Origin of the sequence: Sphingomonas parapaucimobilis NBRC 15100 (assembly GCF_000787715.1) — a bacterium.
Lineage (GTDB): Bacteria > Pseudomonadota > Alphaproteobacteria > Sphingomonadales > Sphingomonadaceae > Sphingomonas > Sphingomonas parapaucimobilis.
In genome coordinates, this window is record NZ_BBPI01000099.1 from 1 (window position 1) to 23,534 (window position 23,534).

The following is a 23,534-nucleotide window of genomic DNA, read 5'->3' on the forward strand; positions in this document are numbered from 1 at the left end:
GCTGATCGGCTATGCGCGTGTTTCGACGGCCGATCAGGATTTGACGTTGCAACTCGATGCGCTGGCAAAAGCCGGGTGCGAGAAGGTGTTCACCGACAAGGCGAGCGGCGCGAAGATCAACCGGCCGGGGCTGATCGAGGCGCTGGGCTTTGCGCGCGCCGGCGACACGCTGGTGATCTGGAAGCTCGATCGGCTCGGTCGCTCGATCCAGGGCCTGATCGCACTGGCCGCGGACCTGTCGGAGCGGGGGATCGACTTTCGATCGCTGACGGACGGGTTCGACACGTCCACCGCCTCAGGCCGGCTACTGTTCCACATCCTCGCGTCGGTCGCGGAGATGGAACGCGAGCTGGTGAAGGAGCGGACGATCGCCGGACTGGCGGCAGCGCGCGAGAAGGGCAGCACGGGGGGAGGGCGCAAGCTGGTGATGACGCCCGACAGGATCGACACGGCCCGCAAGCTGCTCGCCGTGGGCGAGAAGCCAGCGCGTGTCGCGAAGGTACTCGGCGTCGGCCTCTCGACCTTCTATCGCCAGTTTCCTGCCAGCGAGCGCGTTGAGCTGACCTAGAGGTCAGTTATGCAGCCTGCTGCTGCGCTTGATCCGCAAGGAAAGCGCCAGGTTCGATCGGCGCTGCCATGACCGCCACTATGTCAGCAATGGTCCGGTCGCCCCCATCCAGTCGGCGATCCAGCAGCTCGGTCAACCGCAGCCGATCGATCAAGATGCTCTGGTGGGCATCCGAGCCAACCCACCGCCCCGTGGGAACGCGATAGCAGATCGGAATAAAGAGAACCGTGGCGGGCTTATGGAAAAAGTTGAAGAAGCGTTCCAGGCTCCACGGACTCGCCTCGAAGCGTTTTTCCGGCCATCCCTCCTGTTGGGCCGCGCATTGGCAGAAAACTGAAGGCACTGCTGCCGCCGCATCCTTCCATTCGTACAGAGCCACAAGATCGATGCCAGCGTCGCCGACATTCTGCTCAGACAACTCATTAACATGATCTAGGATGAGCTTATCCCGCGTCTTGTCCGCCAGCGCCTTCAGTGCGTCTTTGAGCTTATTGCCGAACTGAGGGCGATCCAGGCCGCCGGCACCGAAGTGATAGACGTTCCAAGCGGGGTAGAGTCCGGGCAGCGCCTCCCGGCACAACGCCTCAAACTCCGCTGCGGCCCTAGCCCGATCGGGCCTGTCAAACATCTTGAGACGCGACTGACTTAGCAGTGCCGCATAGACACGATGATAATCATCATATTCGGCCTTCAGCTCGATTACGTCGTGCTCGACCACAAAGGGATACCAGCGCCCAAACGCGATCTGTCGGTATCGAAGGTGCTGAAAGGCGTCCTCCGTCAGAGCCTGGATGCGCTCGTTCGTTTCCGCATCATTGGCGGCATCGAGTTCCCGGAACAGGCCTTCACCGCCCTTGGCAGTGACAAAGGACTCGATATCGCCTCGCGAGATAGGGGTGTTCTCGAATAACGCGATGATCTCACAAAGATCAGCGACGATATGAGGCGAGCGGTCGTTGATAACGCCATAATCCGGCATCAGTTATCGTCCGCGAGTGAGCGGAGCGATTTCGCCTGCTTGAATATGTTGCCGATGCGCGTGATGTGCGAATTATCAAGTTCGACAAGGGCGATCATGCCGACAGCCTTCGTCACCTGCATCTCGGCCGCCGCTAGAACCGAAGCGAAATCGTCAGACAAGCCCTTCGTGCGCCCGTAAGCACGATCGAGGCTCTCTCCCTCAATCAGCCGCTTTGTCGCCTCGGGATCGGCGAGGATGACGGCGAGCTTCTGAATGTTTCGAGAGTCACCGAGTCGGGTTTCGCCCTCACTGTCCTGCTCGAACATCCACCGGATGAGATGCTCAACGTTCTTCTTGCGAAGGCAATCTGTGTCGACGAATGGATCACCGCATGAAGCAACGAAGTCCAATACGCTGTCGTAGCCGACCGCGGTACTGACAAGCGAGAATGATATGTTCTCCTCGTCCAAGCCGGGAATAGCATAGAAATCTGCACGTTCTGCCGCTTCATAGATCGCCAAACCGTCAAGTTGCCGCTTGATATAGGGTGCTTGACTGCCGATCCCGCGCGCCACTTCAACATAGCGGGGATAGGGCTTCGCACCATCATCGGTATGATGCTGGAAATAGTTGGCTATGTAGCGTGCTTTTGCGAGTGGCTCCCACTGTTTAACGCCGGTGATATGTCGATAGCCAAGGTAATTTATTACGTCGTCCCGATCTGGAAACACGACGCATGGTATGCTCGTCGGTCGATGCTCGGCCTCATCCGCGATCTCGCGAATTTTTCGACTCTTCGCGTACAGCTCAGGCTGCTGCAACAATTTCAGCGCTGTCAGCCGCCTGTTGCCCTCGACAACGATGAACTTATTGCCGTCGCCCGGTATAACGATCAGCGGCTCGCCGGGAAAAAAGCCATTCTCGGCTATGGCCGTCATGATCTCTGCGATTGAGGTCGTTCGAGCGATATAGGTAATCATTGTCGTCTGCTGACGACCGATCGTAGTCGGCAGACGGGGATTTTGCTCGTCCAACAAAAGCTGGTCTAGGCTGATATCCCTTGTGTCACTCATTACCCTTACTGCCCCTTAACTACGCAGCGCAGAACAGCGCCAAAACTAACAGTCCCAGCCCCTCGCGTTTACGAGTTCAAAGGGCCTTCATTCTCATGCTCTTCCAACCCCTCAGGAATGTCACCCGCGTCGATCAGATCAGCTAGATTAACAGCGCGAACCAAAGATTTCCTAATTTGGTCGGTGAATGCTTCCTTGAGCGGCGCATCCTTGTAAAGGATCGCATTTTGCAAGTTGGTATGGCTGGTCCCTTCAACCGTCACCAAACGGGGCCGGAACTCACCAGGTCGCGTCGGATCGCTCTCCAAGCAATAGGTCATGAAGATGATGTTGACCTGCGGATCGTTCTTCACATCGGCAGTCTTCATAAAAGCCGCACGACCCAGGATGTACTGGTAAACCTGCTCGGGAATGACCGCGACGATCTTCGTCTTCCAATGATGGTGGAAATAGCCCTTACGAATTAGCTGGGTGATATACCGCTTGTAGACGTTGTCCCAGTTGAACCCATAGGTCGGGCGCTTGTCGAGATCCTCACCCGCGCGCAGCGCCTGATACGCCTTGAACACCGAACCTGTTATGTCGATCGCCTGCAACTCAACCGACAGGAATTGCTCGATCTCATTGTCGGCACCGACATCGGCGATCACGAAATCGACATTGCCGAAGCCCGCCATCTTCACCTCGGGTGCAACCTGGGGGTTCACAGGCTTCGCCCCTGGCCAGCAATGCGCGATCACCTCAGTCAGAAAATCGACTGCGTAGAACCGTTTCGGGCAAACGAAAATGAGGTCCTGCACCGGGTCAGCATCGCCGTCGGTGCGCTTCCATAGGCTACAAACGGGATAGGGCTCATCAGGGAGCTGCGTGCTGCGTTTGGGGCATCGCGACTTGATGAACGGACACTCGAAAGCAAGCGCTGCCGGGTTCACACCCTTCTGCGCTCGCCATCCTAATACCTCACCAACAATCTGCTCAGGGTTACACGGCAATCGCAAGGTCCTCCGCGCCGTGGCCCGCTCGCCGGCTACGGCCTGGCGTAACGGTATCGGCGCGGAGCAACGCTTCTGCAATGCGTTTGCCGAGCAAAGGCGGAACGGCGTTGCCAACTTGCACGAACTGCTCGGTCCGACTGCCTTTGAAATCAAAGAAATCGGGGAACGATTGCAACCGGGCGGCCTCTCGCACGGTGAAGGAGCGATTCTGAACCGGATGGATATAGGCGCCCCAATGCACATCACACTTGGTCAGGATCGTGCAGGCAAGATCAGTCTTGCGCGGTCGACCATAGCGTTTCGTATGATCGCTACGCTTGGCGAGCTTCATACCAGCAGGAAGCAGATCGTGCGGAATGTCGCGCCACGAGCCGCCGGGGGGAATATGGCGCATCCGTTCCAGATTGATGGACGCCAGCCGTGTCGCCGAGTGATTATAGGCGAGGCGGCAATCCCCGCGCAGCATGGCCTGATAGGCCGTCTTTGGTCGCCCGCCAAAGGATGGCAGGCCACGGTCCTCACCATTCTCCAACTTCGGCAAATCGGAGATCGCATCCCATACTGTGACGAACGGCTGCAAGCCCTTGCCGTGGGTGGGCTCGGGAAACAGAATGGGCGCTCCGACCCGATTTGCGATAAACACGACGCGGCGGCGCTCCTGCGGCACACCATAATCCTCGGCGCGCAACACACGCATCTCGACCTGGTAGCCGAGACGGTTCATCTCCTCGTAAATCTGGCGCACGATCGCGCCACCGGCGATCGATGTGATGCCCGTCACGTTCTCCATGACGAGCCAGCGCGGCATGATACCCTCGACAATGCGCAGGTACTGGCGAAACAGCCCGGCTCGGGGATCGTTCGCGCCGCGCTGGTGATTGTAGACGGAATAGCCCTGGCAAGGCGGCCCTCCGCAAATTACGTCGATCTCACCACGCTTCTTGCCGGCCGCATCCAGCAACTGTTGCGGCGTCACCTGCTCGATCGGCCCGCCGATAAAACGCGCCTCGTGGTGGGTCGCCGAGAATGTGCGACCTGCCATGTCGTCGTAATCCTGGCCGGCCAAAACATGGAAGCCAGCCTGTCGGAACCCTTCGGAAAGCCCCCCTGCACCACAGAAGAGGTCAATCACCGTTTTCGCGGTATCGGCGATCATCACCGTCCCCCTACTGCTGCCAAGGGCAGCGGTATCTGACCGTCATCTTCCTTCGCGCGCTCCAACAGCGCACAGATGGCATGGCGTCCAAGCCAAGCCTTGGACACCTTCGATTTTTCGGCGATTTGCGCCAGCGCATCGGCCTCATCATCTGAAAGGTTGACAGTCAGCCTGTTTTTCGAGGTCATATCCGACTCACTATGCGGCATGGTGCTGCACTATGCAGCTATCGTGTTTTCGGATAATCGGCAAGCTAGATACACGGAGATGGTCACATGCAAATCGGAAGCACCATTTTTGTTGATTTCGATAACGTGTTCACCGCGCTGTGGGGCATCGATGAAGGTTTAGCGATCCGGTTCGCATCCGACCCGGCCGATTGGCTTACACGCTTGGGAACGCTTGATACCGATGAGCCCCGGCGTTGGCTCGTCGCGCGTTGCTACATGAACCCACGAGGGAACGTCAGCGCACCTGGGGAGCGAAACGATCGTCTCTGGTTCTCTAATTTCCGCACGAACTTCGTTCGGGCAGGTTTTGAGGTGATCGACTGCCCGCCGCTTACATGGGGCGCCAAAAACGCAGCTGATATCCGCATGGTCATCGACGTGCTCGACCTGCTGGGCCATCGCACTCGCTTCGGTGAGTTCGTGTTCCTTTCCGGCGACTCCGACTTCACTCCTCTGCTGCACCGGTTAAGGGCGGAAGACCGTCGAACTACCATTTTGTCGCCGGGGCATCTGGCAGCGGCCTACACATCGGTTGCGGAACGCGTACTGGGGCTTGATACGCTCGAGACGCTGCTCACCGAAACCGGTGGCGACGTACCCGATCCAGCCAAAGTGAATGCAAACGAAACTGGCATGTCGGAGGATGAGCGAGCTTTCGGGCATTTTATTCGCCAGCGATACAAGGCCGCAACCGGGCCGCTTAATCTCGCTACGCTAGCTCACGAAGCAAAACACAAATGGGCTGATGCGAAATCCAGTGATTGGTTCGGTAAAGGCACTTTCCGAAAGGCTCTTGACGGCTTGGCGCTGCCGAACGTCCGTTTCCTTAATAATCAGCTTTGGGACGCAGAAAGGCATGTGGCGCCTGCCACCCCGCAAGCCGCTGCACCATCATCTGGTGACAAGGATCACCTGCCACCCGATCAGGAGCATCTGGGTTAGGTACCACGCTCTTGGTCGCTTGCTAGTTTGGCAGAAAGGTAGACCTTTCTACCTCCGATAATGGCAACCCGTGTGCGCCATGGCGAAAGTAGCTGACTCTACCCGCCTCCTGATGCCGCGTTCGCGGTCGCCGAAAAGCTCAAGGGATGATCGATCAGGCGGCAACGCTCCACGCTCTGAAGCTACTATCCGCGCCCTTGACCCTGATATCATCGCGCCTGCGTGTAGCTACGCCGATCGAAGCCATGTCGACCGTATCATAGAGATTAAGATATTCCTGGCTCGTATATGATCGATCCGCAGCGGTGACGGGGAAAATGAAAACGCGCCGGGACGGATGGGTGAAGGCATCGAAATAGCCCAATTCCCACGGACACCACTTGGACTTGGTGGCATTCGCCGAATGCAGATAGAGCAGCGTCCGGCACTGGCGCATCCGCCCTCTGATCTTCTCGGCGGTCGCCCGCGTTACGGCGGTACGGTCTAGCAGCGGATCGTCGATCCAGTCGACATAGACGGACAGCCCCTTTTCCTCGAGCAGCTGCTTGGCTCCAAGGACAAGTTCCTGATCCATGAAAGAATGCGACAGGAATACATCGAAGGAAGATTGGTATGTGTCACGCGATTCGCGCAACAAAATGCCCGCAGACTTGAACGTAGCTGCTTTCGCACGAGCAGCGGCAGCCCGGACCTCAGATTCGGTAACGTAGGACATGATCGATCTCGCCTTTAACGACCGGCGCGCTGGGCAGCGGCTTCAACCCATGACGAAAAGTTCTTTCTGCCGTCACCCTGCAACCAGGAATAGGTAGGGTAAGTCACTCTGGTCCCGAACCGATCGGTAAGCGCAAGCTTTGCAATCGGATCGGCCCCGGCCGGATCAACGGTGCCGTTACTATCCTTCATGCCAGCTAAGTGCACACCAAGGATGCCGCGTCCCTCGCGGTGGGCCTTGCGGATCTCATACTCCACCCACGGCCTCGTATGCGTATCGCGACCGATCAGTACCGCTACCACGCTACTGCCGTTCATCTGCGTATCGATCCAGTTCTGGATCGCCTGCGGGCCCTTGCGCATGATTTCTTCCCACGACGCATGGTCGACAATAGTGTTGGAATCACGACTTCCCGGGAGCATCCAGGCATTGCGGACCTGCGACACGCGCCATGCATCTCGCGCGAAGTGAAAGCTGAAGAATACCCGCCTCGCCAATGCCGTTCTCCAAAATGTTCATCACAAACGATTTTCAGCGTGCGATCCGCTTAATGATTTTCAAAACCGCATCAGCGAGTTGATCTGGCGTTGCCGAGGCGTCTGACAATATGCGCAACTCATCGTCCGTGGGGCGCCGGGCATTACTGCCAGCCGACGGAAGGGCTGACGTCAGCAACTCATTGGCGATAACCGAGGCAGCGCCTCCGGTGGCTCCAACAGGCAATAGAAATGCACCTCTACCATCGGCGAGGGCGCGCTCTTCGAACACACCGGTGGCAGACACCAGTCCGCCGGACTCGATCTTCGCACCGCCCACGAAAACCACGATACCCGCCAAGCGCGCCAACTCACCACGCAACTCTGCCCAATGCTGACGATCCGGCTCAGCGTCACCGACCGGTTGCGGAAAGGGACGAACAACCAACCGCCGATCAAAGTCCCACTCACCGCGCCCCTGCATGGTTTCGAGGAACCCTGACAGCGAGGCTGATCCGACCAACAGCCCGGCCCCGGATAGCATGAAAAGATCTGTCGATCCGATCCTACGCCCGATCGCGCGCGCTACATCGTGAACGAACCCCGCGCTAGTATCACCGGCATCGAGCGGCCAGCTACCCGACACCCATATCCGACGACGTGCCACACGCCGTTCGAGTTCATCCATCAATTCATCAATTTCAGCGAACGCATCGATCTCAACGACGACAAGACCATAGCGTCGCAAGTCGCGCACCCAATAGTCATGCCGCTTCAACCGGGCGGCGTGGGCATCATTAGACCCAAAATCCGCCCGTTGTGGCCGCCGTGCGATCATGAAGTGTCGGGGCGGGGTCGTTGGAAAATGCTCACGCAGCAAGGCAAGCACGTGGCGGACGTTCGGGTCCGTCAGGCTCATGCCCACGAACAGGAAGGTCATTCCTGTCAAATGAGCGTGCAGCAGACCCAAAAATGCACCGCGCCGCTGCCGGTACAGTTCGTAATCCTCGGTGGAAATTACGAGATCATCAACTGCATCGATGGTCCCGTGCATCTTGTAAATGCGGACCGCTCCCGCGCGGCGCTTGCGCAGTGCCAACTGCTCCTGGTTGGCCCGAACATCAATCGGCCGCCCAAGCTCGCCGAACGCACGCTCGATCAGCCGGTCGTAATTCGTCGTCCACACCTCGCGGATCGGCAGCCTTGCCAGCGACAGCAGCGCCGAGGGGATGGCATGATCCGGCTCTATCTGCTCCCGTATGGCATTTAGCACGGTCGTGCGGTTCGAATGATCCGCACCGATCGCCCATTGAGCAACTGCCGTAAGATCGTCGACGTCCTCGATTTCGAGGCCGAGATCACCAGCAATTTCCTGCAGCAACCCCTTCCACGAGGGATACCCGGCGGCCATGGAAGTGCCGGCACCGACAAGAACCGAAGCACCATCCTCAGCAAGCGCTGAGGTGTACTCTCTCAAAAATACATCGCGATCGCTCAAACGGCACCGGCGAAGATTATCAGCATCATTCGTTCACAATACGTTCTTCCGAAAAACGTTTCAAGTCGCGCGGTCTGCCGTCGACCATGACCAGCCGCGGCGCGCAATGCGTATCGATCCAATCGGTGATCTCGCCGGCCTCACCGCTGCTATGTCATTCGAGATAGCTGCCTTCATCACCACCGCCTGATTGGGTGTTTGACGCAGCACAGCCCTAGCATGCAGCTCCTGCCGAGTGATATGACACGGCCATGCGCACGGTCCCCTTTCCCCGCACACCCGCCGAGGCCCGTGAATGCCTTGCGCTGGCAGCTGAAGGCGCGATCGCGGTCGAACGCGACGGATCGCCCATGATCGCCATCGTGCCGGTCGAAGAATATGAGCGCCTCGTCGCACTCGACAGGGCGGAAGCTGCGGAAGATTGAGCGAAGCCGGGTGAGCATGCCACACCCGAAACATACCTATCCACCTCGAATCACATCTCCATTTCCCGATCCCGTTCGCGACCACCTCCGCCCATGCCGGGGCCATCGAGCCGTAGCTGCCGCTCGGGAATGCGGGCGTCGAGCGCCTTCTCCAGCGCGGGCTGCCGCGCCATACGGTCCTCGAGCCGCTCCAGGCGTCGCTCGGCCCGGTCTTCGATCCCCGGCGTTTCGCCCGCACCCCGGTCACCCGACGCCGACCGCCAGTCGGCCACGAACCGGTCGGCATAGGCGCGAGGATCGGCGCGCGCTTGCCCCTCCTCCTCCCAGACCTGCCGCAACTCGCCGGGAGCAGATTGCTCCAGACCGCGTACCGGGTCGGCGCTGCGGTCCAGCACGATCCGCAGATCCTCGGCCGCAGAGGACCGGACCCGGTCGAGCGCGGCCGAGGCTGCGTCCAGCTCGCGCACCTGGGACGACGACAGCCCCCGCCCGTCCTCGCGCATCCGCTCGGCTGCCAGAAACAACTGGGCGTAACGCTCCAGCGCCCGGTCGAGCGGGGAGCCCGCATCCGGCAACCGGATGGCGTCGGTTGCCTGGCCACGCTCGACCACGTCGAGCGCCGAGGTCTTGTCGCCGGTGTTGCGGGTAATGTGCCGTTCGACCTTCCGCCCGTCGTCGACCACCAGCGCCACCTTGTCCGCCACGCGGGTCAGCGCAACCAGGAACGACCGTTCGGTCAACAGCTTTCGCTCCGACGACCGCATCGCCACGATGCCGTGCTCGGTGGTGACCCCCTGCGCGACATGGACGTTGATCGCGTAGGCGAGGTCCAGCCGTTCGGCCATGCGATCACCCGACCCGATCTCGTGCACGGTGCCGTCGATGAGCGAGGACACGACCAACCTGCCCCGCCCCACTTCTTCTACCCGCGCCATCGCGCCGTTATCGAGACCGCGGGTCCGGTCGTTGTCGCTCCAGCGGATACGGTCGCCGACGTGCAGCTCGACCTGCTTCAATGCGAAGATCGATACGGCATCGCGATCGAGGTTTTTCGCCAAGCGGTCGGGGCGGAGCGACTTCTCGGTCCCGTCGGCCATGCCGAGCCGCACCCGATCGCCATCGACGCCGGTCACGATACCGCGATCACCGTGCTTCAGGTTCTGGCTCGGCAGGTTCGTGCGGACCTCGACCACATGGCCGGGCCGGTAGGCGCGCATCAGCCGCGCGCCTTCCCTGGTAGCGTTGACCCGGTCGAGCACGGTGAACGGCGTGCCCGTGGCAGCAATCTCGCCGCTCGCCTTCAGTTCGGCCTGCACCGCCTGATTGGCCTCGCTGCGCATGGCGCGGCCGGCGGTCAGCAGGAGGGTGGCGTCACGCTGCTCTTGCGGCAGCGCTACCCAGTGCACCGCGGCGGTCATTGCCACCGCGTTCCCCGGCACCTCGGTCGTGGCAGCCCTGAGTATCTCGAACGTGCCCGACACATCACCGCGGTCGAGCGCGGCGGTGACCGCCTTCATCTGATCGGACCGGGAACGCAAATTCTCGGTGATATGGGCCGTGGCGACGCCGGCTTTCTGGCTCGCCTCGAACGGCTTGCCCGCCGCGATCGCCGTCAGCTGGCGGGTATCGCCGGTCTGCACGACACGCGCGACGCCGGTGATGTTGGCAAGCCGCACGATCCGCTCCATGTCGCGCGTACCGAGCTGCCCGGCCTCCTCGACCATGACGATCGCACCCGACAGCTGCGCCTTCACGCGCGCGACCTGTTCCGGCCGGGCCGTGCCGTCGATCACGCGGGCATGACGCGCCAGGAAGCGGGCGACCGTGCTCACGTCGGCGCCGGTGTCGCGCCCGAACTCGCTCGCCTTCACGCTGGCGATGGCCAGGCCGATCACCCCCCGGCCCTCGGCCTTCGCTACCGCCGTTACCGGCGCCATCGCGGTGGACTTGCCGCGTCCCGACCCGCCCTGCACGTTGACCACGCGGTCGGACGAGGACAGCATCAACACGGCCGCGGCTTCCTGACCCGGGTTGAGGCGATGCAGCCCCAGCTCGCGTGCCGCCTCCTGCGCACGGATTGCGGCATCAACCGGCGGAACGATCGGAGCGGACTGCCCCTTCCCCGCCTCGACTGCGGCAAGGTACGCCTGCTCGAGCCGCACCGACCCTTGCGTCGTCACCATGCGATCGCCGTCGCCGAGCAACAGGCCTTTCGCCTGTAGCAGCGCCAGCCGGGCCTCGATATCGGCAACCGTCACCGGTCCGCCGCGCGACAGGCCTTCGCGGATGAGCTCAAGCCGGTCGAACGCCGCCTCCCGCTCGCCCAAGTCGCGCACCGCCGATGCGACCGCCTGCGCCGCGGCATAGGCGCGCGGCTCCAGTCGCCCCAGTCGCTCAGGGACCAGTGGGTCGCCATCGCGCGGGGTCAGTCCCATGCGTCCGGCGATGGCAAGACCGCGCTCCCCTATTCCGCGCACGCCCCGCACCGTGCGCGTCCATACATCATGCCCCCGTCCCGCCTCCACCAGCGCGACCTTCACCAACGCTGCCGGATCCAGCCCCTTCTCCGCGGCCAAACGCCGCCACCCTTCCGCGCGCTGCTCCGGGGCGAGTTCGGGCGACTTGGGGTCGCGCGTCGCCAGCGCCGCATATTCGCGCGTCTGCGGGGTGTTCTCCAATCCGCGCGCCTTGATGTACGCATCGATCTCGGCCGAGCGGACGGAGAATGCTTCCACCACCGCGCGCGACACGCCGGCGATCTCGAAAGCGCCGTTGCGGCCGTCGTGTCGGGGAATGGTGGCGAAGCCGAGCGTCTCGACCCGGCTGCGGAGCGCAGACAGGAACACCGCGTCCATGACGTGCTGGCGCTCGTACAGCTGGTCCGCGTGCAGCGCCCGCCACTTGCCGTCGGCGGTACGGGTCGCGTTGGCGATGACGTTGTGGACGTGGAGCTGCGGCTCACCGCTGCGGTTCACGTCGTGAAGGAAAGTTGCGGCGACGAACCGGCCGGTCACCTCGGGCACCTGGCCCCTGCCGTTCCAGACCCGCGCTTCCGCGATGTTGCGCTCCGTCCAGGCGAGGGTCGCCGCAGCCGCTTCGTGCACTGCGACCACCAACCGCGTGTCACCGCCCACCAGCGCCAGGATCGACACCGACTTGGGCACCGACATGGTGACGTCCCATCCCGCCCGGTGCTCACCCCGTTTGGCGTCGAGTACAACGCCGTTAGGCAGTTCGCCGGCGAGCACCTGTTCGAACCGGTCGGTGTCGACCGGACCGGACAGGCCCAGCTCGACCGCTCCCTCGCCTGCCCAGGCACTGGCACCTTCTGCCTGATCGGCGGTGTAGTAATTGTCCCGGGCGTAATAGGCGGCTGCGTCGGAGGCCGAACCGACTGCAGCAACCGAGATCACGGTCGGCCCTGCGGGGCGCCGGGCCTCGCCCGCACCACAACCTTGCCCGGTCGACCGGCGAACTGCGTCCGACAACTATCGGTCGCCAGCCGGTAGTTCACCAGCGCGCAGACCGCCTGATCCCCGCCACCCAGCAGGAAATTGGCCGAGCGGACGGCGACCCACGATAGCGGCAGCGCCATCGCCGCAAGGAAGTAGCTGCCGACGCAGAGTAACCAGACGACCGACAGCGCCGCACCGACCTTGCGACCCGACCAGTCCCTGTCCCAGACGGTGTAGCTGACCTTCGTCCGGGGCTGCTGCTCGAGGCTCCTGATGGCGGCGGTGTTCTCCCGCAACGCCTCGGTGTGATCGCGCTGCCGTTCGTCGATGGCATCCAGACGAGGTTGCCTGTCGATCCGTTCGGCAAGCAGCCGCATCTCCGCTCTGATCGGATTGAAGCTGGCGGTGATGCGCTCCGGCAAGCCCTTGATGAACTCGGTCCGGGCCCGCGTCAGCGCCAGCTGGTCCTCGCGCTCGAGCCTGTGCATGTCGCTCTCATGCGCCGCCCAGCTTTGGGCGATGCGGTCGATCTCCATGACCGCCTTGTCCAACCTGGTGCCGAAGGCGACGACGTCACCGGGGCCCAGTTGCTCGGGCCGGTCGAATACGGCCCGCCCCTCCCGCCACGCATCGAGACATTCCCGAACGAACGATTTGGCGAGTGTCGTGCGCTCGACGCCGCGCTCGGCCGCGCAACGGGTGAGATCCGCATCGTCATCGTCCCCGAGCCGCAAATTGACCTGACCGCCCATGAATTCCCTGCCCCTGTCCGGCGTAATACTGGTCGCCGGCACCACTCCCGTGCCATGATAGCATAGTGGCACGATTGCGCCATAATGAGCAGGATAAAGCAATAGGTCATGGCGACGTGAGCGGCGCATCCACTATCGGCGAGCGGATCAAGGCGGTACGGCTCAGGACCGGGTTGGGACAGGACGCGTTCGCGAAGGCGCTGGGCTATTCCAAGCGCGCGCTGGTCAGCTGGGAGCTGGGCGGGGCCGAGCCGCCGGTGGTTCTGATGGCGAAGCTCCGGCGCGACTACGATGTCGATCCCGAATGGGTGATCCTGGGCGAGGATACCATTCCTCGAAGCTACTACGGCCCGGTCGACTGGGACAGGCTCGATCGCCTGCGCGCCGACGTGGACGCCGTCTGCAGGGACGTCGGGCTGGAACTGCCTGACGAACGCAGTCAGGCGCTCGCGCGCGTGATATACGACGGAGGAGCGGACGCGGGCGCTGCCAACCGCAAGCAGCTGCGCGGTACGCTGCTCGCCTTGTCGCTGGGGGCCTGAAGATGAGCAGATCCAGAGATGAACAGCTGGCGGCTTGGACGGTCGAGACGCGGCGGGTCGGATTCAAGCGGCGCAACTGGCCAGTCGTACGCCGACTGGCGGCGCTGTGCACGGGACTGCTGCTGGCAGGGCTAGCGGCCCGTCTACTGGGCTATGCCCCTGCCCTCGCGGCTGTCTGCTGGATCGCCGCAGCTGTTACCGGCGCGGTCATGCTGATCTGGTTCTTCGACCCGCGCCGCTTCCGCGCACGGCCGTCCGGCACATCCTGACCGCACGGAAGCAGAGGCGAGCATCCGGGCTCGACATCGGCCGCTGCTGGCGCACCGATATTGTCCATGACGCCCGACGAGAGATGAGCCCGTGCCCCAAAGGGAGCAGTGCACGGATCGCTTGCTTGCGATCCTCATGTCGCTGCGCAGCCCGGTAAATCACGGCGTCCGTAGCGCCGTAGCATCCTTGTAGCACGTCAGAAGGCAGCTTTCGCGGAACCCGCAGCACAGCCGATATCCTGCTACAGCAATGGTAAATCACGGCTTTTTGCTCTGAACATGGCCGCTATCCATAGCGTGGTGTGTGCTCCTTCCCTGCACGATCCGGATGCTGGCGTATCGATGCCGTGGTGCTCCGGTATTCATTCCGGCTTCCGGCGGGGCACCCGGGCCGGCGTGTCAGCCGGCCAGCAAGCGAACTGTCATTCTACGCAGCTCGCCTTTTCAGCGGTGCGGTAGCGGTTCAGCGCGAGCTGCGGGACATATCGCCTGTCACCGGCGCTGCCGCTGCCAGAATCTTCTCAGCGGCACGACGCTCGCGCGCCTGGGCGCGTCGCTCCTCGCCTATTCGGGGATCACCGCCTTCCACCTCCAAACCGGGGGCAGGATCGGGTTCCTCCATCATCCGGATTCCCTTGGCACGTCGGACCACGTCCTTGCGCCTGGCGCGCTCCTGCTGGACCGCGCTGGTCATGTCGGATCTCAGAAGGACGTAATCGGGTTCGTACCGATGCTGGCGCATCAGCTCGGCAAGCGTGTGAACGGCGAGGTCGTCTCCGATTGCGGCGTGAACCGCGCGCAGCCAGCGCGGCGAGGCGTAACGGTGCCGCAGCGTCCAGATCCCTCGCCCCATCTCGGTAACGAGCAGGGCCACCCAGAGGACGAGCATGCCCCGTCCGGCGACGACCGGTCTGGCGCCGATCGCCTTGGCGATACCGATCGTCACGATCAGCATCGGCAGGAAGACCATGACGCTGATCGCATAAGGGACGACGTTCAGCTGGCTTACCTCCCACCGTGCGATCAGCCGGTCACCCACCGGGACGCGCTCAGTCACGCCAGGGATCATGGCTGCTGGCCGACCAGCTATCGTGATGCTGGAAGTGGTCATGAGTACCGCTGTCCCAGCGATCGTGGCGCTGCCAGTCGGACTCGTAATCGTGCGACCGGGTAGAACCGTAGGGATTGCCGGCGACGTCGGGGCTCCCCGCTCCAGCGATCGTCGGCAATCCGGTCGCCGGATTGATATCCGTGCCGTCGCTGCCAATTCCCGAGCGGCCCGGGAGCGTCCAGTCGTCGAACCAGGTGGCGATGCGCTCGAACAGCCTCATGTCAGCACTCCCGATCGGAAGTCTGCACGATATACGCTTTCCGTATATCTCTCAAGCCGGTCTAGATGCTTTGGGGTGCCCGCCTCCCCAGTCCCATCTGATCTGCACGCCCGCATCGTTGCTGCGCTGACCGTGGCACGGCGGGGCGCCAAGCTTCGTCAGGTTGACCTCGCGAAGCGGCTCGGATGGCAGCAGGCCTATGTATCGCGCTACGAAACCGGCGAGCGTCAGTTAAGCGTGGATGAATATGTCGCGGTCGCCTTGGCGATCGGGGTCGATCCGGTAGCCTTGCTCGGCGAGCTTCTCTCTCAAAACTGCTCGTAATCACAGCTCAGGACCGCCCATCGAGGCGTGCCTAGGCGCATCTGCCGACGATAACGCCCACCCGATTAACGTCGCGAACATCTGCTACGATGCCGAATGCGAGTTCGATGCCTTCTACGATCCAGCGCGATCGCACACACCGGCGAAAACCGACGATCGGTTCGGGGCATCTCCCCAGCCTACCCTTTCAACGAGCGTCACGCTGACAGGTACACACCGCCGGATCGGCTTAGCCTCTCTCGGAAGCCTGCGGCCGTTAGGCCGCTCTTGTGACGGCGATAGCCGGCACGCAACGAAGGCGCATTGCCTTTGGCAATCCTGCATTCTTTCTGCCCATCGGACCTGTGCTGTGGGGTTAAGTGATTCTGTTAAATAGGAATCGTTAAGAAGGTTAAGTGTCGAAAAGCAGACAAAAAACCGCGCTTTCGCAATGCCTTAATAAGATGGCTGGTGTGTGATCCCACGTGATTCGGTGTGTGATCCCACGATAGTGCGGTGTGTGATCCCACGACGGTCGGGTGTGTGATCCCACGATGATTGATCGTGGCTTTGCGGGTCTATTACTGGTCGAACACCACTCTCAACGTCCGCTGCCCACCGCCTCCATCGATACGGATGGGCCTTGCGGTGTGTGATACCACGATAGTCAGCGTTCTCCGGCGAGCTTGTCCATCAGGTCGTCCACCTCGGAGGCGCGGCGACGATCGGCATCGAACCGGTTCCGCCGCTCCTGCTCGGCTTCCAACCTGGCAGTCAGCGCCAGCGCCTCCGCTTCGCCCCGAAGCCGGAACAGCACGGCAGGACTGCCATCGGCCGTTGCCGCCATCTGCATCGCATAGTCAGGGAGCTGGTCGGCCTCCACCACTTTGCGCAGCATCCGGTTGAACTCTTTGGGTTTGCTGTCGCTGCCGGTCTTGTCGCGCAGCACCTCAACGCGACACGTCCATCCGCCCTTCTGGTTTCCAGCGTGCTTGCGCGCGATACGATACAGGGCGCGTTCCAGCCCGCCGGTCAGCAGGAAATAATCTTGGTGCATGGTGAGAAGCGACCGCTCCCCCATGATGCCTTCATACACCCAATCCGACAGTGTGATGGTCATCCCGCGCGGTTGATCGGTGTCCGGGTCCACCTCCAGCGTCCATTTGTCGAGCCAGTTGAAACCGGCCTTGGTGCGCCGCTTGGGTGCGCGGATCGAGGTCGATATGGAAGTCGTCTGAAGCCGCTGGAGTGCGGCTTGCAGCTCTTGATAGGCCCGGCCGCTGGTATCGCGCTTGATCGCCCTCAACAGGTCGTAGGACGTTGTTTTAAGTGTCCGCGGAAGGTCGTTAGCGCCCTGCTCCCGCATCCGGTTGAGCGTGGACGCCGCCCATATCAGGATATCGGCGTCCCAGATCGTCGCCATGCCATAGGCAGGGATCGCCTCGATCTTCACCCACGTCTCGCCGTCTGGGCTGCTATACTCGATAGGCTTCACCCGCTTGCGCTTCTGAAGCGAAAAAAACGGGCGCTCCATCGTCTCCCGCTGATCCTTCAGCGGGAGGTCCCCCATCAATGGGATGAACAGATCAAACTCGGGATTGGGATTCTGGCGCTTGGTCATGCTACTTCAATCCTGCCGTTCTGCATTATTGCAGATGTGCACATTTTCACACACGGCCGAATTGCTTGGCGGCGTCATACTTGGCGACCAGCTCGCTTATCGCCTCGGCAAGGAGGTCTTGGTGACTGCGCCGGGTTCGCGCCGCCAGGACACGAAATGCCTCCGCTGTGGGATCGGCCGGATCGAAATATGCCCCGAGGTGATATTTCCCCGACCGCTTGCCACTCGATCGTGCTGCACTCGACGGAGCAGGCTGATGATCCGGCTCGGGTTCGGGAGGGGAGGGGGGCGCCACTGCAGGCCCCAACAGGGAAGTCCGTTTCGCCATAATCAAGCCTTCACATTTGCAGGTGTGCAACTCATCACATCATCAAATATGTATTTCTGCAAGGTTGCAATCTCTAGGGCGGCCTTGCCCTTCGGCTCGTGCTCGATAACTCCCAAGCCGTGAGGCCATGCCGCCCGGTAGGCGCTACGCTCCCGCAATACGGCACGCGCCACCCGCAAGCCGGTCGCCTCGGCAAGCGTTCTGGCATCATCGAGCAATGTGGTTGCGGTAGGGGGAGCGGCATTCAGCACAACCACGCCCGTTCGCCCGGTACTGGTGATGAGCTGCGCCGTACGCTTAATCGCATCGAGGTCGATCAATGACGGACGGCAGGGGATGACGACCAGATCGGCACGCTGCGCCGCTGCGGCGGCTTCCGCACCCGCTGCCGGCGGTGTGTCGATGATCGTAAGCCCAAAGCCGTTAGCCTCTGCGGCGTCGATCGCCTGATCGAGGCGGCGCGCGCTGATCGGTTCGATATGGGGTGATTCGGCTGTCCGTCGCTCGCTCCAAGCAGTCGCACTCTCCTGCGGATCGAGGTCGAAAAGAGCGGTCTTTATCCCGGCCGCTTCGGCGGCAACCGCCAGATTCACCGCTAGCGTCGTTTTACCGACACCCCCTTTTTGCGCTGCAAGCGTGATTATATGCAAGTGTGCACACCCTCAATAATGCTGAATTGATGGTATGCAGAATGGCAGGATCGCACAACTGCTATTGCGCAACTACCTGATGCTCAGGGCAGGGTAGGGGGTTATGCCAACGACTAACCAGCCACGGGCCTCGCCTACGGCTATCCCGTTGGGGATGGTGAAGAGAGAATGTAGTCGGCTTCTCAAAACCTATGTCTAAGGGTGCTGGTGATATCCGAACGACTGTTGGTCACTTCGGCGCGAGCGCGAAATCGACCCGCGCCGCGACCACGCCGTTGTTCGTGCCGGCCATGACGGGCGGGGCGGCGCTCTGCATCGCGACCACGGGCGGCGGTGCTACGGGCATCGCCGTCATATCGCCGGCCTGCGGTAATTCGCCGCCAGTGCCGCCATCCCGGATCGAAAGCACCCGCACGATATGCAGCCCGGCCGCGGCGGCATATGCGTCCGCTTTCGCGCGTGCGGTTTTGTAGGCATTTCCGTAGCCGGTGAGGTTCGCCTTTTCCGGATCGGCGACCGAAAGGTCGGGGCCGGACACGATGTTGGCACCGGCGTCAGTGACGGCGGCGATCGCCGCGCCTACTTTGCCGGTGTCGCGCATCCGAACGGTGACGCTGTTGGCGACCTCGTACTGTCCCTTGTTCGCGCCCCAAGTGATGCGGTTCACCGACAGATTGCGAGTTTGGATATCCCGTTGGGCGACGCCTAACTTTGCCAGTGCCTGCGTGATCGCGGTCATGGTGCGAGCGTTCCGTTCGGACGCGCCGCGGGCATCCGCGGCGATGCTCGACAAGCCGGCGGTGAACAGCGCCTGGTCAGGCGTCGCCTCGGTGCGGCCGGTGCCCGTCACCGACAACAGCGTCTCGCCCGGCTGAAGGCCGATCGGATCGGGGGTGGCGTTGCAAGCGCCGAGACCAGCGCATAGCGGCGCGACCCAGATCAGACTCCTCATCCGCGTTCTTCCTTCTCGTTCTCTACCTGGAAGACACGTCTATCGATACGGTCGAGGTTTTCCCATTGGGATGCTAATTTTGGGACAACGAAAGGTCAGCCCAGGATAGGTGTTCCTATAACTACGCCATCCTCAAGCTGAAGCTTTTGCCACTGCCGCTCTCGCGCATAGTGGTACAAGGCAGAGTAGAGCCGCCAGCATCCAGAAAGCGGCCGTTAGGCCGGTATGCCCCGCGACGAAACCGATCGCAGCCGGACCTGCCAGGATGCCGGCGTAGCCAACCGTCGTAATCGAGGCGACGGCAAGCTCAGGCGGCATCGCGTTCTGTGCGCCAGCCTGGCGAAACAATACCGGCACCGTGTTCGATGCACCAAGTCCGATCAACATCAGACCCAACATGGCGACCACGGCAACCGGTGCGAGCAGCATGATCCCGTAGCCCATGAGCGCCAGCAAGCCGCCCCAAAACATGGTCTGACGATCACCAATTCGAGCCACCACCCGATCGCCGGTGAGCCGCCCTGCGGTCATCGCAATAGCGAAGACACTATATCCAAGGCCCGCTTGATCGGGTGCCAGCAATCCCTTGCCGGCAAGGAGGGGGCCGGTGAGAGAAGGCCCGAAAACGTACGCTAAGTGAATTGGTATCGATCGATTATCGAGACCTCGACTTACGGCGACCGCACGGTCTTCTAGCTCAGGGCGGATGCCCCGATCACTGCCCCAATCGCCAGGACAACCGGCGTGGCGAGCTTGCTTTTCCAGCGGTACATGATGGCCAGCGCGATGGCGAAGATGAGCGCGCTCGCGATTGGGCTTGAGGTGCGTGCGGCCGTGGTCCGGGCGAGGTCCGTGACCGTCACCACGATAACGCCAACGACCCCGGCCGCGACGCCCGCCAAGAAGAGTTGCAGCCGCTTGTGCTCTACCACCGCTTCCAACCGGTCGTAGAGTAGGAGCGAGAAGGCGAACGCGGGGAGGAACATGCCGGCCGTCATCGCGAGCGCCCCGGCGAGGCCGCCGCTGATCCAGCCGGCGAAGGTCGCAAAGATTACGAGTGGGGCTGGCAGGATGCCGGCCAACCCTAAGCCGTCGAGGAACTGCGCGTCCGTCATCCAGCCCCGGCCCACCGTGTCGTTCCGGATGAACGGAATGGCGGTATAGGCCCCGCCGAACGTCAGCAGCCCGCCTTTCAGCCCGGTCCAAAAGAGCGCGGCGACCGTGGGCGCCGGTTCCCGAGCGACCGCCACGCTGGCATTCCCGAGGCTTCCTGCCCAGGTCAGGGCCGCCAAGCCAACGGCGATCGCGACGACGACCGCAGGGAGCGCGTAGCGCCCGGTCGATGCGAGCGCATAGGCAGCGCCTGCGGCTGGCAGCACGATCCAGAAACTGACACCGGCGAGCGAGGCGATCGCTGCGGCGATAGCCGCAGCCCAGAGCCATGGGTCAAGCAGGATGTGCTCGCCGATCCTATGCACCGCGCGGACGATTACCGCGATCACCGCCGCCTGGACGCCGAGGAGCGCCGCTCCGAGTAGCGTTCCTTGGATCGGCAGCCGAGTGTAGAGCCATGCCAGCGCGAGCATGAGGACCAAGCCCGGCAGCATGAAGCCGAGCCCGGCGAGCAAGCCGCCCAGCCGCCCCTTGGCCCGGACGCCGAGATGCACGCACAATTCATGCGCCTCCGGCCCGGGCAACACCTGCATGACGGCCAAGAGCTTGTTGAACCGGTCGCTCCCGATCCAGCGTTCCTCGTCGACCAGCTCGCGCCGGATCATCGCGATCTGCGCAACAGGACCGCCGAACGCCATCATGCCGAAGCGTAGGAATCGGACAAATAGCGCGGGATAGCTCAGGTCGGGCGGGCGGGTGTCATCGCCGACCGCGCTTGTCGGAACGGGTTGTTCGATGCTCGCCATGATCAACTCCCATCTGTTCAGCGCCGCTTGGCGAAGTGCGCGTAGAAGCCGTCGAGCGCGCCCGATCCTTGCGCGATGCGCTCAATGTCGTCGTCCGTGCCAGCGCAGATGCCGTTGATGAGCGCGCCGATGCCCGCCGTCTCCGGACGACCGAACTTGCCATCGGCGATGTCGAGATCATGGACGATCTCGGCGAGCGCGCGGAGCGCCTGGTCGCCATCGAGCCCGGTGCGGGACACCAGCGTCTCGAAGGTGCAGCGGTCGCCTTCATGCGTAAACTCCGCGTCCGCCATGTCGAATCGCAGCTCGCTCGGCTGGGGGGTGTATTCCTTGCCGTCCACGAATTTGAAGCTGGCATCCACGTCGATATACCGCCGGATCAGCCAAGCAGACGCGATGCGGTCGACATGGACGTGTCGGCGCGTGACCCAGGTGCGGCTTTTCAACTCCGCGGGCATCAGCTCCGGCGCACCCGCCCCGCTCACGTCGGGATGTTCATGGTCGCGGCGGTCCGCATCTGCGAGGGCCGCCAACGCTACTTGCTGACCATGCGCGCCGAAGAAGTCGATGGCGGCAATCTCGTCCAGGCGCTTGCGCAAGCGCCGAGTGTCGGTCGCGTCGCCGGCGTCGCTCAGCGAGCGCGCCTCGCGCGTAAGCTCGTCATAGTCGGCGTCGCGGGCCGCATCGAACACGGCGCGAAGCTCTGCGTCCGTCATTCCATCCACGAGCCGCGCTTCCAGGATCAGCGCCTCGCCGCCGCCTGCGATGATTTCCGTTCTCAGCTCCTCAAACAGCGCGCGCGTGTCGTCGCGCGAAGGAAGCGCGTGGACGGCGTTCTTGAGCGCGGCGGCACCGATCGCCTGCAAGCGCCGCCACACCCGAACACGCAGGTAGGCGGGCTTAGCCGGGAGTTGGGGGATCAGCAGCAGCCAGTCGTGCGGCGTAGATGGAGAAGCATCAGCCATGCAGCGCCTGTATCATGAGGCGGATACAACCGTACACTTGTATCGTTTGAGGGTGGCGAGTTAAAGCTTGGGGCGAGGAGACTTTGATGCAAACCGTCCAATCAAGTGCTTCTGCCATCCTGGCGGGTCTCGCGCTCGCGACCGCCTCGCCCACTCTGGCGCAACCACGTTACGAGACGGTGGCGCAGTTTCACCAGATGTGCGCCGACGAGCAGAAGAAAAAGGTGAACGGTCGTTGCGAGGCGTACCTCGCCGGCGCGGCCGAGACGCTTTCCGCGTTCGGCAACGGCGGCAGCGAGGCCGGCATTTGCGGGCGGGGTGTCAGGGCCGGTGAGTTGAGCCGCATCTTTCTGGCATGGGCGGCCGACAACCGGCAAATGGCGAACATGCCCCGGCTTGCGGGTGTGACGATAGCGTTGCGCCAGCATTTTCCATGCCGGCCGACCAGTTGAGATCGAGGAGAGAAGTTTTGCGCCACCTAATGCTCCCCCTGGCGGTCGCGGTCGCCGTGACCTTTGCCGCGCCGGCGTCGGCCGCCCCCGACTGGGCCGCGGTCGACCGCGCGCTCGGCCGCGTCGGGACCGAACAGGCGGGCGGCGTCCGTCGCTACGGCTTTCCACGATCGGACCTTAACGTGACGCTTGACGGCGTTGCCGTGAAGCCCGCCTTGGCGCTGGGCTCCTGGGCGGCGTTCCAGCCGATGGGTGATCAGGTGATGGTCATGGGCGACCTGGTTCTCACTCATGCGGAAGTGAACCCGGTGATGAGCCGACTGTTGGCGAGCGGGTTCACGATCACGGCGCTCCACAACCACCTGCTCCGTTCCGCGCCGGCGACGATGTATATGCACATCGGCGGCCATGGCGACCCGGTGAAGCTCGCGACCGCGCTTCGCGAAGCGCTCGCCGCCAGCCGAACCCCTCTCGCGGCCCCGTCCAGGGACTCGCAGCCACCTTCGGCCGGCGCGGGCTCGTCATCACCGATCGCGCTCGACACCGCGGCGCTCGACCAGGTGATGGGGATCAAGGGCAAGCCGAACGGCGGTGTATATCAGTTCAGCTTTCCGCGCGCCGAGAAGCTGACCGACGGCGGGATGCCCGCGCCCGCCTCGATGGGGACGGCGACCGCGATCAACTTCCAGCCGACCGGCTCCGGGCGGGCGGCGATCACGGGTGATTTTGTGCTGACCGCGGCCGAGGTCGACCCGGTGCTCAAGGCGTTGCGCACCAACGGGATCGAGGTGACCGCGCTCCACAATCACATGCTTGATGACCAGCCGCGGCTGTTCTTTATGCACTTCTGGGCGATCGATGACGCGGCGAAGCTTGCGCGCGGACTCCGGGCGGCGCTGGACAAGACCAACGTCGCACGGCCCGGCGCGAGTTGAGCACATGCATGAACAAGAACG

Annotated in this window: 27 protein-coding genes; 8 read left to right on the forward strand and 19 right to left on the reverse strand. The window is 62.7% G+C overall.

Annotation, left to right across the window (positions count from 1 at the left end; genetic code table 11):
• Position 1 precedes the first annotated feature (1 nt).
• Positions 2–568, forward strand: coding sequence for a recombinase family protein (locus SP5_RS17210; RefSeq protein ID WP_042491027.1), 567 nt, complete (start codon positions 2–4; stop codon positions 566–568).
• 7 nt (positions 569–575) lie between these two features.
• On the opposite strand, the gene SP5_RS17215 is transcribed toward SP5_RS17210, so the two are convergent.
• From SP5_RS17215 to SP5_RS17235, 5 genes are all read right to left on the reverse strand, one after another.
• Positions 576–1,547 carry a hypothetical protein gene (locus SP5_RS17215; RefSeq protein WP_042491030.1) on the reverse strand — a complete coding sequence of 324 codons (972 nt, stop codon included), beginning with the start codon at positions 1,545–1,547 and terminating at the stop codon, positions 576–578.
• Positions 1,547–2,602, reverse strand: coding sequence for a ParB/RepB/Spo0J family partition protein (locus tag SP5_RS17220; protein WP_052811619.1), 1,056 nt, complete (start codon positions 2,600–2,602; stop codon positions 1,547–1,549). Before SP5_RS17220 ends, SP5_RS17215 begins: the two co-directional genes overlap by 1 nt.
• A 68-nt stretch (positions 2,603–2,670) precedes the next feature.
• Positions 2,671–3,534, reverse strand: coding sequence for a NotI family restriction endonuclease (locus SP5_RS18890; RefSeq protein WP_167334733.1), 864 nt, complete (start codon positions 3,532–3,534; stop codon positions 2,671–2,673).
• 49 nt (positions 3,535–3,583) lie between these two features.
• Positions 3,584–4,753, reverse strand: a complete 1,170-nt coding sequence (locus tag SP5_RS17230; protein WP_042491033.1) for a DNA cytosine methyltransferase — start codon at positions 4,751–4,753, stop codon at positions 3,584–3,586.
• Positions 4,753–4,941 (reverse strand): ribbon-helix-helix domain-containing protein, encoded by a 189-nt coding sequence (locus SP5_RS17235; RefSeq protein ID WP_167334734.1) that lies wholly within the window; start codon positions 4,939–4,941, stop codon positions 4,753–4,755. Before SP5_RS17235 ends, SP5_RS17230 begins: the two co-directional genes overlap by 1 nt.
• A gap of 87 nt (positions 4,942–5,028) precedes the next feature.
• Between SP5_RS17235 and SP5_RS17240 the strand changes: the two genes are divergently transcribed.
• A complete protein-coding gene (locus SP5_RS17240; protein ID WP_052811621.1) occupies positions 5,029–5,925 on the forward strand; it encodes an NYN domain-containing protein in 897 nt (298 codons plus the stop codon).
• 154 nt (positions 5,926–6,079) lie between these two features.
• Here the strand turns inward: SP5_RS17240 and SP5_RS17245 are convergent, their stop codons facing one another.
• The 3 genes from SP5_RS17245 to SP5_RS17255 are packed head-to-tail and all read right to left on the reverse strand — an operon-like array spanning position 6,080 to position 8,614.
• Entirely contained in the window at positions 6,080–6,640 is a 561-nt protein-coding gene (locus SP5_RS17245) for a toll/interleukin-1 receptor domain-containing protein (protein ID WP_076711807.1), read from the reverse strand.
• A 14-nt stretch (positions 6,641–6,654) separates the two neighbouring features.
• Positions 6,655–7,137: a TIR domain-containing protein gene (locus SP5_RS17250; protein ID WP_042491036.1), complete on the reverse strand. Its 483-nt coding sequence runs from the start codon at positions 7,135–7,137 to the stop codon at positions 6,655–6,657.
• 34 nt (positions 7,138–7,171) lie between these two features.
• Entirely contained in the window at positions 7,172–8,614 is a 1,443-nt protein-coding gene (locus SP5_RS17255; protein WP_042491038.1) for an SIR2 family protein, read from the reverse strand.
• Between the two features lie 251 nt (positions 8,615–8,865).
• On the opposite strand from SP5_RS17255, the gene SP5_RS19355 reads away from it, so the two are divergent.
• Complete coding sequence (locus SP5_RS19355; protein ID WP_157013792.1) at positions 8,866–9,039, forward strand: hypothetical protein; 174 nt, start codon at positions 8,866–8,868, stop codon at positions 9,037–9,039.
• Positions 9,040–9,089: 50 nt separating this feature from the next.
• Here the strand turns inward: SP5_RS19355 and mobF are convergent, their stop codons facing one another.
• Together mobF and SP5_RS17265 are read right to left on the reverse strand one after the other, a co-directional pair.
• Positions 9,090–12,452: a MobF family relaxase gene (gene mobF / locus SP5_RS17260; RefSeq protein WP_052811624.1), complete on the reverse strand. Its 3,363-nt coding sequence runs from the start codon at positions 12,450–12,452 to the stop codon at positions 9,090–9,092.
• The gene (locus SP5_RS17265; protein WP_042491041.1) at positions 12,449–13,246 is read right to left on the reverse strand and encodes a hypothetical protein; all 798 of its coding nucleotides are present in this window, start codon (positions 13,244–13,246) and stop codon (positions 12,449–12,451) included. Before SP5_RS17265 ends, mobF begins: the two co-directional genes overlap by 4 nt.
• Positions 13,247–13,362: 116 nt before the next feature.
• On the opposite strand from SP5_RS17265, the gene SP5_RS17270 reads away from it, so the two are divergent.
• Both SP5_RS17270 and SP5_RS17275 read left to right on the forward strand, forming a co-directional pair.
• Positions 13,363–13,788 carry a helix-turn-helix transcriptional regulator gene (locus tag SP5_RS17270; protein WP_167334735.1) on the forward strand — a complete coding sequence of 142 codons (426 nt, stop codon included), beginning with the start codon at positions 13,363–13,365 and terminating at the stop codon, positions 13,786–13,788.
• Positions 13,789–13,790: 2 nt separating this feature from the next.
• Positions 13,791–14,057 (forward strand): hypothetical protein, encoded by a 267-nt coding sequence (locus SP5_RS17275; RefSeq protein ID WP_042491045.1) that lies wholly within the window; start codon positions 13,791–13,793, stop codon positions 14,055–14,057.
• 463 nt (positions 14,058–14,520) lie between these two features.
• Here the strand turns inward: SP5_RS17275 and SP5_RS17280 are convergent, their stop codons facing one another.
• Together SP5_RS17280 and SP5_RS19580 are read right to left on the reverse strand one after the other, a co-directional pair.
• The gene (locus tag SP5_RS17280) at positions 14,521–15,114 is read right to left on the reverse strand and encodes a hypothetical protein (protein WP_157013793.1); all 594 of its coding nucleotides are present in this window, start codon (positions 15,112–15,114) and stop codon (positions 14,521–14,523) included.
• Positions 15,107–15,388 (reverse strand): hypothetical protein, encoded by a 282-nt coding sequence (locus SP5_RS19580; protein WP_042491054.1) that lies wholly within the window; start codon positions 15,386–15,388, stop codon positions 15,107–15,109. The genes SP5_RS17280 and SP5_RS19580 overlap by 8 nt, the downstream gene beginning before the upstream one ends.
• A 75-nt stretch (positions 15,389–15,463) precedes the next feature.
• Between SP5_RS19580 and SP5_RS19585 the strand changes: the two genes are divergently transcribed.
• On the forward strand, positions 15,464–15,712 hold the full coding sequence (locus tag SP5_RS19585; RefSeq protein ID WP_042491057.1) for a helix-turn-helix domain-containing protein: 249 nt from the start codon (positions 15,464–15,466) through the stop codon (positions 15,710–15,712).
• A gap of 646 nt (positions 15,713–16,358) precedes the next feature.
• On the opposite strand, the gene SP5_RS17295 is transcribed toward SP5_RS19585, so the two are convergent.
• The 7 genes from SP5_RS17295 to SP5_RS17320 all read right to left on the reverse strand — a co-directional run bounded on the left by SP5_RS17295 (position 16,359) and on the right by SP5_RS17320 (position 22,126).
• Positions 16,359–17,312, reverse strand: coding sequence for a replication initiator protein A (locus SP5_RS17295; RefSeq protein ID WP_042491059.1), 954 nt, complete (start codon positions 17,310–17,312; stop codon positions 16,359–16,361).
• 46 nt (positions 17,313–17,358) lie between these two features.
• A complete protein-coding gene (locus SP5_RS20015; RefSeq protein ID WP_369386100.1) occupies positions 17,359–17,640 on the reverse strand; it encodes a ribbon-helix-helix domain-containing protein in 282 nt (93 codons plus the stop codon).
• A gap of 2 nt (positions 17,641–17,642) precedes the next feature.
• On the reverse strand, positions 17,643–18,290 hold the full coding sequence (locus SP5_RS17300; protein WP_042491062.1) for a division plane positioning ATPase MipZ: 648 nt from the start codon (positions 18,288–18,290) through the stop codon (positions 17,643–17,645).
• 229 nt (positions 18,291–18,519) lie between these two features.
• Positions 18,520–19,242 (reverse strand): SIMPL domain-containing protein, encoded by a 723-nt coding sequence (locus tag SP5_RS17305; RefSeq protein ID WP_042491065.1) that lies wholly within the window; start codon positions 19,240–19,242, stop codon positions 18,520–18,522.
• Between the two features lie 132 nt (positions 19,243–19,374).
• Positions 19,375–20,007, reverse strand: a complete 633-nt coding sequence (locus SP5_RS19360) for an MFS transporter (RefSeq protein WP_157013796.1) — start codon at positions 20,005–20,007, stop codon at positions 19,375–19,377.
• The gene (chrA, locus tag SP5_RS17315) at positions 19,935–21,161 is read right to left on the reverse strand and encodes a chromate efflux transporter (protein WP_042491066.1); all 1,227 of its coding nucleotides are present in this window, start codon (positions 21,159–21,161) and stop codon (positions 19,935–19,937) included. Before chrA ends, SP5_RS19360 begins: the two co-directional genes overlap by 73 nt.
• 17 nt (positions 21,162–21,178) lie before the next feature.
• Positions 21,179–22,126, reverse strand: coding sequence for a chromate resistance protein ChrB domain-containing protein (locus SP5_RS17320; protein WP_245613536.1), 948 nt, complete (start codon positions 22,124–22,126; stop codon positions 21,179–21,181).
• Positions 22,127–22,212: 86 nt separating this feature from the next.
• Between SP5_RS17320 and SP5_RS17325 the strand changes: the two genes are divergently transcribed.
• Together SP5_RS17325 and SP5_RS17330 are read left to right on the forward strand one after the other, a co-directional pair.
• Positions 22,213–22,578, forward strand: coding sequence for a Rap1a/Tai family immunity protein (locus SP5_RS17325; RefSeq protein WP_042491069.1), 366 nt, complete (start codon positions 22,213–22,215; stop codon positions 22,576–22,578).
• Entirely contained in the window at positions 22,560–23,513 is a 954-nt protein-coding gene (locus SP5_RS17330) for a DUF1259 domain-containing protein (protein ID WP_245613537.1), read from the forward strand. The genes SP5_RS17325 and SP5_RS17330 overlap by 19 nt, the downstream gene beginning before the upstream one ends.
• Positions 23,514–23,534: the final 21 nt, after the last annotated feature.